The organism is Gemmatimonadales bacterium (genome assembly GCA_019637315.1).
Taxonomy (GTDB): Bacteria; Gemmatimonadota; Gemmatimonadetes; order Gemmatimonadales; family GWC2-71-9; genus SHZU01.
Window position 1 is genome coordinate 81,613 of the sequence record JAHBVU010000015.1, and the last position, 11,316, is coordinate 92,928.

Here is an 11,316-nt window from a genome sequence, read left to right on the forward strand (position 1 = left end):
GTCGGGTCAACGGGGCGGGTCGAAGTAGGGTCGCAGGGCGGTCCGGAGCGTGGCCAGCGCCGTCGTGAGCTGGTTGGCTACGGTCTGAACCGAGATGCCGAGGGCATTGGCAATTTCCCGGTGGGAGAGTCCCTCCCACCGGGCCATCAGGAAGGCAACCCTGCGGCGCTCGGGAAGCGCGGCCACGGCCCGGTTGACAGCCGCTTCGAGTTCCTGGTGTTCCAGGAAGTCCGAGGGCGGAGGACTCAGGCCGGGGTCAGCGCCGATCCGGGTCATTGCCGAGAGGCGGCGGCTCAGCCGTTTCCGCTCATCGAGTGCCAATCGTCGGCCGATCTGGAACAGCAACGCCTGGACCGATCCGTCCGCCTGCCAGTTCTCGCGATGCGTCCAGATCCGGACGAAGGTCTCCTGCACCAGATCTTCCGCGAGGTCGGCGTTGAGGAGGAGACGATCGAGGTAGGCGTGAAGCCGGCTCCAGTGCCGTGCCATCAACTGTTGCAGGGCAGCCTCGTCGCCCCCGCGAATTCTCAGCAGGAGTGTGTTGTCACTGGGTTCCTGACCGGAACTCTCGATCGAACCGACGAGGGCGCGCGGGCGGAGCGGCTGCATCGGTCGAATGTACCGGTTGCCATGTGGCGGGCGCAATCCATTGTCCCGCCGGTGAGACTGCTGAAACCAAACGGGGTTGCATCACGTCGGGATATGGGCTGCAATCCTATGAACACCACGCCGTCGTCGGGTCCTTCTGCTGGGTATCGAGCGCTCCTTGCGGCGCTCGCAATAGGCGCACCGCTGGGAACACCTCTTGCTGCGCAATCGGTTGCCGGCACCACCTCGGCCGGGGTGTTCTACGAGGCATCCGGAACGGGCGACGCCCTCGTGTTCATCCATGCATTCAGTCTCGACCGGCGCATGTGGGAGCCTCAGGTCGCCGCATTCGACGATCGCTTCCGGGTCATTCGCTTCGACCTGCGCGGACACGGGAAATCGGTCCCCCCGGGTACCCCCTACACCGGCTACGACGACCTGCGCGCTGTGCTCGACACGCTCGGCGTTCGACGGGCCACACTGGTCGGTCTCTCCGCCGGTGCCGAGCTTGCGATCAACTTTGCCATTGCATATCCGGACCGGACTGCCGGGATCGTGCTGGCCGCCCCGGGCCTGGGCGGCTACCAGACCCCGCCACTACCGTGGGCCAGTCCCGTCTTCGAAGCCGCCGCGGCAGGCGATCCTGCCCGGGCTGCGAGGCTGTGGGCCGAAACGCCGATCATGGCGTTGCACGCCAACCCAAGCGCAGCGACTGCGGTCACCGCTCTGGTGATGGAGAATGCGCGGCTGTGGACCTATCGGCGTACCGAGCAGCCGCTGGTGCCATCCGCCAGGGAACGGCTCGGGGAAATCACCAGCCCGGTCCTCGTCATCGTTGGCGAGACCGACCTGCCGCACATCAAGGAGATCGCGCGTCTGCTGAAAGATGGGGTCGCCGGAACGACGGTGGTGACGGTTCCGAAGGCGGGACACCTTGTCAATCTGGACGCGCCCGACCTCTTCAACAGAACTGTTGCAGCCTTCCTCGAACGACGTTAGCGGGAATCGCGGGAGGACAACAGGCAGCCCTCCCTGGCGCAAACCCGGGTTTGGTCGCATCCTCTCCGGACGGAACGCCCCTCGGGCTCCTGCCCGGTACCCTTTCCACGGGCAGACCCACTCCTTTTCGCGGAGCTGGCAATGGACCTCTCGTCGATCCTCATTCAGGTGATCAGCGGCGCAGTCGGCGGCAACCTCGGCGGCCTCCTCAACAAAGCCAAGAGCCTGGGCCCGCTCATGAACACGGTATTGGGTGCCGCCGGCGGCGTTGGGGGTGGCCAGCTGCTCGGCGGCCAGCTGGCGGGGCTCCTGGGGAACGCTACGGCCGGCAACGCCACTGCCTCCGCCGTGGTTGGCCTCATCGTGCCGTTGGTCGCAGGGCTCCTGAAGAAGAAGGCCGCCTGAGCAACGGCTGCAGTTCAATCTTGGGCGGCACGGGGGCACGTTGTCTCGACACGCGGTTTCGGTAGAACGGCAACCGAGACAACGTGCCCCCAAGGTTGGATCCGCGCCCGCAGGGAACACCCTGCCGGGCCGAACTGCAGCTTGCTTCGCTGCGGACTACTTCACCAGGACCCCGTCGATGACGTGAATGACCCCGTTTCGCGCATCGACCGCATCGAGGGCCACGAAACGGATCCCATTGACCGACGCGACATCACCCTGAATCCGTAACAGCAGCTTGCCCAGCGGCCGAAGGAACCGGAACACCCGAAGTTCAGATTTCGAGAACTCATGCCCCACCACATGATCCAGGAGCACCGCCCGGAGCCCGTCAATCTGCGCCGGATCGGTGAGCGCATTGATTGACGCGGCGGTGAGGCCGAGCCTGGCAAAGGCCGCGTCCGTCGGGGCAAACACGGTCAGGTTTGCATTCTCATTCGCGAGCGCATCCACGAGCCCTGTTTTCACCACGGCCGCCACAAGAGCCGTAAACTGACCCTGGCCCGCAAGCGCCACGGCTGCCTCGACAATGGTGGGTCGCGAGTCCGGCACAGGAAGCACCTGATCGATCACGTGAATGAGCCCGTTCGACGCCCGAATGTCGCCCGCGACGATATCGATGCCATTCACCGTGAATGCCCGAGCTCGGTCGGCCCGCTCGAACTCGATCGTGATCGGCCCGAGCGTGGAGGACCGGATGTCGAGCCAGTCCAGCGGCCGGAAGAAATCGGTCCGGATGTTGACTTTCGGAATCACGTGGCTCAGCAGCACGGTCTGCAGCGTCGCAATGGGAATCTGCTCCAGCGAACCGAGGCCAAGTCGTCCCAGCAGAGCAACGAACGCATCGTTGGTGGGTGCCAGCACGGTCCGGGCCCCGGGCGCGTTGAGAGCATCCACGAGGCCAGCCCTGACCACCGCCTGCACCAGAATGGAGAGATCGGGCGTTTCCGACGCAATCTCGACAATCGTCTTCTTGCCGCCCGACGGGGCGGCCGCCGCAACCCGCAGCTCGCCGGCCTCGAGCCTTTCGAGTTCGCGACTTGCCTCGGCCTGCAGTTCTGCCACGGATTCGCCGGAGGGTATGGAGAGGTCCGGCTGCGGGATCGGGTTGCTGGGTTCGGTGGGCGGCGAATCACCGCAGCCAACGAGCAGCACGGAAAGGGCGACGGCCGCCAGGCCGTGGGTCACTCTGGTCCGCATGACTACTCCTGATGGTTGGTTGGGAGAGATTGGTTCAGACCGAGTAAGTACCCGTGAGATCGCATCCGTGACCAGCGTGCGCCCCAGGGCGGGCCGCACTGGTCATCCGGCCGGCCTTGCGGGTAAGGTGTAGAATGACTCTAGCCAGCGAACCGGTAGCCGGGTCCATTCCGGTGTGGACCGCCCGCCTTCGCCGCTCCGACAGTTCTGCCATGGCGGAGCTGTTTGAAGCCACTCATGATGACTTACTACGCTACGTCAGGGCGCTTCTGGGAGACCGGGCCGAGGCGAATGACGTGGTGCAGGAGGCCTTCATCCGCATCTGGTCCGCACGCAGTTCGCTCGACCCGGCGCGGTCGCTACTTGCCCTGCTCTATCGCACGGCGCGGAACCTGGCACTGAACCACCTGCGCGATGAGCGGACCCGCGAACGGCTGTTGGCACAGCACGAGGCGCCGTTCCAGTGGCGCGATCCTGGCCCCGAAGCACTCCAGGCCGAACGCGAGCTCAGCGAACAATTGAGCCGGCTGGTAGAGCAACTCCCCCCCCGCCAGCGAGAAGCCCTGACCTTGAGCCGGGTCCAGGGCCTCTCGCATGAGGAGATCGCGGCCGTAATGGGCGTTGCGCCGCGCACGGTCAACAATCACCTCGTCCGGGCCCTCGAGCACCTCCGCGACCGCTTGAATGTCTCCTCCACTGGAGGGCGATCATGAGTCAGAATTCCGCCAGCGGGCTGCCTCCCGAACTCGACCATGCCCTTCGCCAGCACCCCGACGGCGCACGGCTCAGCGGTCTCTGGGTTGCCTTAGGGAACACAACACCCGCTCCGATTCAGGAGATCACCCGGGCCCGAAACTGGGCCGGAATCGAGGCGCGCATGGCCGCGGCTCCGGTGATCAGTCCACGCCGCCAAATCCGGGGTCGCATCCTGCTGACATTGGCGGCCGCGGCAGCCCTGCTGATCACCGTCGCCGGCATTCGTTGGACCACAGGCCATGCGATTCGAGTTCCGCCGGGCGAGCGGAAAACGGTCACCCTGCCCGACGGCTCCGCGGTCGACCTCGCGGGGGGATCGGTGCTCCGCTGGCGCAGGAATCTTGGGACTACGGGCTACCGGGACGTCGAGTTCGAGGGAAGCGCGTTCTTCTCCGTCGTAAGCGCCGGCAGGCCATTCAGGGTGACGGCCGGCAGCGCACACATCACGGTCCTCGGCACGCGCTTCGCCGTGGATGTTGGCCGAAGCGGGGCCGAGGTGAGCGTGGCGGTGGAGGAAGGACGGGTGGCCGTGGCCGGGCGCGACCGATCCGCGCGGGTGGTGCTCGGCGCGGGTCAACGGACCGTAGTCGATCGGAACGGCGGCCCGACGCGTCCTGGTACCATTGCCACTGCCCACCTCGCGCCATGGCGAACCGGAGGCTTCGCAGCTGTCGACGAGCCACTGGAACTCATCTTCGAGCGACTGGCCAGGCAATACGGGATGGAGGTCGATCTCCGCAACGAGCGGGCGGCGCAGCTGCGACTGAGCCTCTACTACCCCGGCACGACGAGTCTGGAGACGATCGTCCGCGACCTTGCCACGGCTCGCGACCTTACCTGGCGGAAGACAGCAAGGGGATTCGTGCTCGAGTGACGCGCTGCCTGGGAATTGCCTGGACGACCGGCCTCGGACTCACGCTCCTTACCCACGGGGTGACGGCACAAGACACGACGCGGGTTTCCGTCGTGCTGCGCTACGTGCCGGTTGCCCAGGCCCTCGAGCGGCTGGTCGAGCTGTCGGGTATCAGCTTGGTCTTCGACCCGGCGCTTGCCCGGGGGCAGCGGGTCTCATGCCTCGCGAGCGGCGTGCCGGCCGAGACACTGCTCCGATGTATCGTGCGCGAGGCAGGCCTCGACTTCTATCGTCTCTCGTCCGGCACCTACGTCGTGATCGCTGAGGCGGCGGGGGCACCCCGACTCGCCGCCCTGGCCGGAGCAGTCATCGATGCAGAGACGGGGCAGCCACTCGCTGGCGCCCGGGTGCACATCGGGGCCGGTCCTTCTCAGGAAACCTCTGAGTTGGGAACGTTCGCGTTTGCGCGGCTACCGCCGGGGCGTTACCAGATACAGATCATGGCCATCGGTTACCGGCGTGGCGGCGTCGAGATCGACCTGCCGCCGGACGGCAGCCTGCGCAAGCTGGTCCACCTCGTTCGCTCGCCGCTGGCCCTCGACCCCATCATCGTAAACGGCAATCCCTCGCCAATTGGTCTCCCTGCCAGGGGCAACGTCGTCATTGCCGACTCGGCCATTCGCGAACCGGGACCGGCTACGCTGGTACATGCCGCCGCCAACCAGCTGGGGGTGGCACAGCGGAGCACGCTCAGCGACCTGCATATCCAGGGGGGAGAGGCGGGCGAGCACCAGTACCGCATCGACGGGGTGCCCGTGTTCGATCCGGTGCCGATGGGCCGGACTTTCGGTGGACTCAACCGGCTCGCCGTGCGGCAGGTAACAGTCCGGAAAGCCGGCTTCGGCGTCGAGTTCGGGAGCTTCACGGCAGGTGTCATCGACCTCGAGCAGGCGGTTGGCGACACCAGGCGGGCCACGGCCGCGCTCGCCGCTGATCCCTTCGCCGTGAGTGCCCGCCTTGCGTTCCCCCTCGCGGTCGGAGCACATCGGCTTCAGACCCTCGTGGCTGTGAGACGGAGCCTTTGGGGACTCGTCACTCCCGAGCCGTATCGTCAGACCCTGCAGTCCTGGACAGGCGTTGACCGGATTCTGCTCGGTCAGTTCTCCCCGGTAGCAGCCGGCATCCCGGTCACAACGCCATTCACCCCCACCACCATCGACAATCGGATTCGGTTCGCCGACTTGCATACAGCCGCCCGATACCAACTGGCGCCCTTCAGCGCACTTGCCGCGTCGGCCTACTACGCCAGCAACGAGATCGGGACCGACCTGACTGCCGTTGCACCTGTTGATCCTGGGAGCACGCTCACCCTGGCCAGCAGCGATCATTTCCGCTGGAAGACGCTGGCAGCGCAACTCCGCTACGAGGCTCTATTCAGCGCCCGTACGTCAGGCTTCCTCAGGCTGCGTTTCAGCGACCATCAGCTCGACCATGTGCAGCAAGTGAAAGCAGGCGCCACCACGCCCGCAGGCTTGCTTCCTCCGCACGAGGGCAACGGGATCCGCGAGGCTGCGATCGAGTCGTCGTTCTCGCACGCCCTCGGGACGGGAACGACGGCGGTCGCGGGGATGGATGTCGCGCGCACCACGAGCGAGATGGTGATGGACAATGACGTGTACCGGCGGATGGCGAGCCGTGCCTCGGTGGTTCGAATCGCGCCCTGGGCATCGCTGCGGGCCCAGCTCGGCCCCAGCACAGTCCTCAATGCCGGCACGAGGGTGACCGTCATGCCGGCCGGCCGGGCCACCTGGTGGGAACCGCGGATCGCGCTGAGCGGCGATACACCGCTCGCGCAGGGCGAGGTCTCCTGGCGCCTGTCGGGCAGCGTCCATCGCCAGTTTGTCAACCAGTTCGAGGTGGCCTCGGTTGGGCCGAGCGCGCTGGTGCCGGTAGTGCGCTTCTGGTTACCGGTCGGTCCCGGGGTACGACCGCCTCTGGCCTATCACCTCGCGGCAGAAGCGCTCTGGCAGCTGCCAGGAGGCTGGGATTTCCGTGGCGAACTGTACGCCAAGTGGCTACCGAACCTCCAGGCGCTGGACAACGCCGCTCTGCTCGATCGGGACGGGACGGCGCCAATCCTGGCCGAAAGCAAGGGAACAGCAGCCGGAGGCGGCATCCGCGTAACCCGCACTCAGGGTCCCGTTCGGATGGAGGCCGGGTACGACTACAGCGTATCGCGCCGCACCTTCCCCTCGCGCTTCGGCGGCCGCGAACAACCCACATCCTGGAACGAGCCTCACCGGGTGCTGCTCGCTGTGGACGTCGCCCCGACCCGATCGCTCGCGCTCTCGGCGCGGGCGCGCGGGATCTGGGGCCGCACTTGGGCGCTCCGGCAGGTGTATTACGACCTGCTCACCCTCAGCGGTCGCGGGGACGAGCTTCCCATTGGCAGCCCGGGGAATGACCGGTTGAGTACCCTCTACGACGCGGACGTTGGCGCCACCTGGGCTGTGCCCATCGGGGGAACCACCACCGAGGTCGGTGTGACGGTGCTCAACGCCCTCAACGTCACCAATGAACTGGACCGCTGGCTGGTGCCACAGCCCCCTGGAAGTGGAACGGCCTTCGCGACTCCCCCCCGCCTGCTGCCGCGCCGTCAGCTGCTGATCTCGGTGCGCACAGGTCGGTAGCTGCGGAACGGCCCGACCGGCACGAACGGCTTCGCCAGCCGTTCCCGATCGGCCTGGGCTCGGTCACGCCAGCCGCCCTTTCACTCGTGATACGCCTCGTCCCCAGGGGTCTCGGGCGCGCCGGCTCGCCGACGGTCAGGTACGGCAAGTACCAGGACGCAGGCCGCCGTGCCCGCAAAGCCGAGGGCCATCAATAGCGGCCCCGACCGGCCACCCAGCCACAAGGCCAGCCCGGTCAACCCGATGGCGTTCATCACGAAGTTCACCAGCAGCCCCCAGGCACGAACCCGAAACGGACCAAGCGGGCGGTCGAGCCAATCCATAGTCTATGCCCCCCAGAGACCAAGACGATTCAGGACCCACATGATAGCGACCGCGTTGAGGAGGGTGACCTGCACCAGGATACCCAGATTCCAGAAGTAGGACTTCGACCGCTGGTCGCCCATCACCTTCCGATCGTTGAAGAGCAGATAGAACGACCAGCCGACGATGTTGTTTGTCAGGGATAAGAGCGCCGCAATCACGATGATCAGGCCAATCGGGTTCGGCAGGAACGCTCCCAGCAACGCAATCTGCGGCAGGAGGATGCAGGCCTTCCAACGCCAGGAGCGCACATCCGGCTTCCAGCCGAACGCCTCGTGCATCCCGACCGCGCACGCGATGCTCATGCCGACCGTGGTCGTGATGGGCACGGCCAGCAAGCCCACGAGAAACGCCAGCACCGCCAGCCGCTCGCCGAGCAGTGGCACCAGCGCCTGTGAAAGCTGAGCAGCGGTCTGCGGCAGATCGCCCCCCGCCTGATGCAGCGTGGCCGCAAACACCGCGACGATGACGAAGTACACCAGCAGGAACGGCAGCGCGAGCCCGGCAAAAATGTCCACCCGGGCCAGACCCTCGTGCCGCGGCCCCCAACCCTTTGCCAAGCCAGCATAATAGAAGAAGACCCAGTCCATCACACCGACCGCCGCGGCCGACGAGGCGATCAAGAGGTCGATGCCCACCCTGCCCTCTGGCAACCACGGCACGAAGAGGCCGCGGAGCGCCGCGCCCCAGTCGACGCCCACGACGAACAGGCAGGCAACGAAACCCGCCAGCATGAGCCCAAGCGCCGCCTTCATGAAGTTCTCGACCGCCACCGTGCCTCGGCGGCCGCCGCGACCGTAACTCAGCGCGATCCACGCGGTGACGACAGCGTAGAGCGGCCAGTTGCGCGCCTGCGGCAACGACACCCCCGCCTGCGCGCCGAGCGATTCGATCAGATGGGTACCGAGCGCGACCTGACCGAGATTGAAGACGACGGCGACCACTACGAGTCCGACGAACGCCGTGAGGATTCGGGAGACGACGACACCGTGGTGCTGATGCTGCTTCTCGATGAGGAGAAACCCGCCGCGGGTCATCATGCGGGCCATCGCTGCCATCATGAACACCCCGGACCCGATCGCGATCCAGACGATCCACAGGGTGCTGTAGCCAAACCGCGCCCCGGACAGCATCGCGGCGGTCATCGTACCGGCACCGAGCGTCAGGGCCGCACCCAGAAAGCCAGGCCCGCCGAGGCGGAGATAGACTGGGAGACGACGGAACCAGGATTCCTGGGCAAGTGCCTCCAACCGATCCGCCTCGGCATCTAGCACGTCAGGAGGGATCCCCTCGGCCAGCGGGTACGCCGCCTTCGATCGAGGGGAGACGCTGTCGAATTGCTCGTTCACGCTACCATCCGTTCGCGTGTACAGGTGTGGAATCGGTTACAACACTAGGGCGTCGGCCCAGGGCGCGCTTGCTCCGCGATCACTGCCGCAACACAATCTCCGGGTACGACGGCGAGGTGAGCGCAACCGTTGCAGGGTCGCCGTCTCGAATCCACGCGTCGAAGAAACTCCGCACCGCGTACGCCGAGACCTCGACCTGGCGCCTCCCGTCCAAGCCAAGGACGCCGACCAGGCGCAGGATGCCGCGCACGATGCCGCTTTTCAGCAGCGCACCATCTTCACTGAACGCGAAGTGGTTTGCGCCCTTGATCATTGCCATCATCCGCGAGTCGGAGGGCTGTCGCTCATAGGCGCGCCGGATCCGGTCTTCGATCTGTCGACTAATCGAATCGCGGGCGGCTCCATGATCCGATAGCAGCCAGAGAAATGGCGCCGTCACAGTGACCCGATCAAGACTGCCGAAGAGCCTCCCGTCGATATTCACGCCAGCCGCGCATCGCGCGTCCGCGGCGCAGAACGCGAACGCCTGAGCTCCGCCGAAGGAGTGCCCGAAGACGCCAAGCCTGCTCAGGTCGATGTGTCCACCAAGGATCGGATCCGTCGTGGGGAGGTGGGAAAGGCGATCGAGCGCGGATCCCAGTGCCACCGTCGCGTTGTCGATCAGCCTCGCGGCACAGGCGTCCTCATCGGGTCGCCCAACGCACGATTCGGGATTGCCGCCACTGCCGCCTTCGACAGCGACAACAACATAGCCACGGCTGGCGAGTTCCTCGAAGTGCACCGTGTAGCCTAGCGTCCCGCCACCGCCGCCGCCTCGAAACAGCAACACCGGATGGTCCGCCGAGTCGGCCGCGAAGGGCGCGTCGAACACGCCATGCGCACGCACGTTGCCGAGCTTACGGGTCAGAAGGTTGATGAGGGTGGGCCGATCGTGCGCCCATTCCTCGGCGACACTGTCCGGAAGATAGGGCGCGGCCGGTTCGTCGTGCAGCGCCGGATACCAGATCCATGCAGTCAGGTCGTCGCCGAGCGCGCGGTGCGTCCGGCCGACCGACAACGGCCCCGTGGGACGCGGGAGCTCGAGGGGAATCAGACGCTCGACCCAGACGCCGACCACCAACAGCACGGCGAGTGCCGCGCCGCCTAATGCAACGCCACTGAACCTGCTCATGACAGCGAGATCGACAGCGGCAAAGCGGGAAGCACCAGATTCTCCGGGGCGAAGAGGCTAATCTCCACTCGCGTCAAGCTACGCTGCCCGCCCGCAACGCACCAGCCCGAAAGAATGGCGTCCTGACGGGAGCTTAGCGATGGGGGCACGGATGGGGGCACTTTCGAGTCGCCGACACCCCCGTCATCTTCCCCCGGCTTGCCGATGCTGGCTCCACCCCGGATGCCGGCTGGTGCGCCCCTTCACCTCCGAGGCCCCATGCGAACCGGCTACTTCCTGGTCGCGGGACTGCTCCTGATGGCTGCATCGCTGATCCTCGGGAAACTCTTTACAGCTGAGTTCCCCAACGCACGCCAGTGGGCGGTCGGGATTGGCATCGGCGTCTGGCTGATCCTGACAGGCTTCAACATGTGGGTGGGCGTTGCCAAAGCCGGCTACTCGATCCGTGAGGAGGTTCCGGTGCTCCTCCTGCTCTTCGGAATTCCAACGATCGTCGTGCTGTTCGCACGCCGCTGGGTTCCGTAAGCCTGCTCCGCACAAACGAAGGAGAACCGTTCATGACGCTCAAGGCCTGTTCGCTGGCAGCGCTGCTGCTCTATCCGGCCGCGCTGCTCGGGCAGGATTCGTCGCTGGTCCGACCGTACTCCGCGGTGGACTGTCCCAGCTGTGAAGGCTGGAACGCGCCTCGTCAGCCGAGCCACCTGTTCGGCAACACATTTTACGTTGGCACCGGTGGGCTTGCGGCGCTCCTGATCACCTCATCCGATGGTCACATCCTGATCGACGCCGGCCTGCCCAACTCGGCACCGTTGATCCTGAGCAACGTTCGCGAGCTCGGTTTCGACCCTGCCGAGATCCGGATCATCCTCAACTCGCATGCCCACTATGATCACGCTGGCGGCA

At 66.1% G+C, this 11,316-nt stretch carries 12 protein-coding genes; 7 read left to right on the plus strand and 5 right to left on the minus strand.

From position 1 onward, the window contains the following. Positions 1-6: 6 nt before the first annotated feature. Entirely contained in the window at positions 7-609 is a 603-nt protein-coding gene (locus KF785_13590; GenBank protein MBX3147794.1) for a sigma-70 family RNA polymerase sigma factor, read from the minus strand. A gap of 108 nt (positions 610-717) precedes the next feature. On the opposite strand from KF785_13590, the gene KF785_13595 reads away from it, so the two are divergent. Both KF785_13595 and KF785_13600 read left to right on the plus strand, forming a co-directional pair. Continuing rightward, positions 718-1,587 carry an alpha/beta fold hydrolase gene (locus KF785_13595; protein ID MBX3147795.1) on the plus strand — a complete coding sequence of 290 codons (870 nt, stop codon included), beginning with the start codon at positions 718-720 and terminating at the stop codon, positions 1,585-1,587. A gap of 141 nt (positions 1,588-1,728) precedes the next feature. Beyond that, on the plus strand, positions 1,729-1,992 hold the full coding sequence (locus tag KF785_13600; protein MBX3147796.1) for a hypothetical protein: 264 nt from the start codon (positions 1,729-1,731) through the stop codon (positions 1,990-1,992). Between the two features lie 156 nt (positions 1,993-2,148). Here the strand turns inward: KF785_13600 and KF785_13605 are convergent, their stop codons facing one another. Then, entirely contained in the window at positions 2,149-3,231 is a 1,083-nt protein-coding gene (locus KF785_13605; protein ID MBX3147797.1) for a fasciclin domain-containing protein, read from the minus strand. Between the two features lie 212 nt (positions 3,232-3,443). Between KF785_13605 and KF785_13610 the strand changes: the two genes are divergently transcribed. The 3 genes from KF785_13610 to KF785_13620 are packed head-to-tail and all read left to right on the plus strand — an operon-like array spanning position 3,444 to position 7,530. Next, positions 3,444-3,944 (plus strand): RNA polymerase sigma-70 factor, encoded by a 501-nt coding sequence (locus KF785_13610; protein MBX3147798.1) that lies wholly within the window; start codon positions 3,444-3,446, stop codon positions 3,942-3,944. Next, a complete protein-coding gene (locus KF785_13615; GenBank protein ID MBX3147799.1) occupies positions 3,941-4,861 on the plus strand; it encodes a FecR domain-containing protein in 921 nt (306 codons plus the stop codon). Before KF785_13610 ends, KF785_13615 begins: the two co-directional genes overlap by 4 nt. Then, positions 4,858-7,530, plus strand: a complete 2,673-nt coding sequence (locus KF785_13620; protein MBX3147800.1) for a carboxypeptidase regulatory-like domain-containing protein — start codon at positions 4,858-4,860, stop codon at positions 7,528-7,530. Before KF785_13615 ends, KF785_13620 begins: the two co-directional genes overlap by 4 nt. Before the next feature lie 80 nt (positions 7,531-7,610). On the opposite strand, the gene KF785_13625 is transcribed toward KF785_13620, so the two are convergent. The 3 genes from KF785_13625 to KF785_13635 all read right to left on the minus strand — a co-directional run bounded on the left by KF785_13625 (position 7,611) and on the right by KF785_13635 (position 10,413). Beyond that, positions 7,611-7,853 (minus strand): hypothetical protein, encoded by a 243-nt coding sequence (locus KF785_13625; protein ID MBX3147801.1) that lies wholly within the window; start codon positions 7,851-7,853, stop codon positions 7,611-7,613. 3 nt (positions 7,854-7,856) lie between these two features. Next, positions 7,857-9,242: a divalent metal cation transporter gene (locus tag KF785_13630; GenBank protein MBX3147802.1), complete on the minus strand. Its 1,386-nt coding sequence runs from the start codon at positions 9,240-9,242 to the stop codon at positions 7,857-7,859. 79 nt (positions 9,243-9,321) lie between these two features. Then, positions 9,322-10,413, minus strand: a complete 1,092-nt coding sequence (locus KF785_13635; GenBank protein MBX3147803.1) for a hypothetical protein — start codon at positions 10,411-10,413, stop codon at positions 9,322-9,324. Between the two features lie 258 nt (positions 10,414-10,671). On the opposite strand from KF785_13635, the gene KF785_13640 reads away from it, so the two are divergent. Both KF785_13640 and KF785_13645 read left to right on the plus strand, forming a co-directional pair. After that, entirely contained in the window at positions 10,672-10,938 is a 267-nt protein-coding gene (locus KF785_13640; protein MBX3147804.1) for a hypothetical protein, read from the plus strand. Positions 10,939-10,970: 32 nt separating this feature from the next. Beyond that, the coding region (locus KF785_13645) for an MBL fold metallo-hydrolase (GenBank protein ID MBX3147805.1) at positions 10,971-11,316 on the plus strand (346 nt) is incomplete at its 3' end.

Excerpts from the sequence above, each read along its gene's own strand:
- KF785_13605 (MBX3147797.1), bottom strand. The coding sequence starts at position 3,231 with ATGCGGACCAGAGTGACCCACGGCCTGGCGGCCGTCGCCCTTTCCGTG.
- KF785_13600 (MBX3147796.1), top strand. The coding sequence starts at position 1,729 with ATGGACCTCTCGTCGATCCTCATTCAGGTGATCAGCGGCGCAGTCGGC.
- KF785_13615 (MBX3147799.1), top strand. The coding sequence starts at position 3,941 with ATGAGTCAGAATTCCGCCAGCGGGCTGCCTCCCGAACTCGACCATGCC.
- KF785_13610 (MBX3147798.1), top strand. The coding sequence starts at position 3,444 with ATGGCGGAGCTGTTTGAAGCCACTCATGATGACTTACTACGCTACGTC.
- KF785_13625 (MBX3147801.1), bottom strand. The coding sequence starts at position 7,853 with ATGGATTGGCTCGACCGCCCGCTTGGTCCGTTTCGGGTTCGTGCCTGG.
- KF785_13635 (MBX3147803.1), bottom strand. The coding sequence starts at position 10,413 with ATGAGCAGGTTCAGTGGCGTTGCATTAGGCGGCGCGGCACTCGCCGTG.
- KF785_13590 (MBX3147794.1), bottom strand. The coding sequence starts at position 609 with ATGCAGCCGCTCCGCCCGCGCGCCCTCGTCGGTTCGATCGAGAGTTCC.
- KF785_13640 (MBX3147804.1), top strand. The coding sequence starts at position 10,672 with ATGCGAACCGGCTACTTCCTGGTCGCGGGACTGCTCCTGATGGCTGCA.
- KF785_13595 (MBX3147795.1), top strand. The coding sequence starts at position 718 with ATGAACACCACGCCGTCGTCGGGTCCTTCTGCTGGGTATCGAGCGCTC.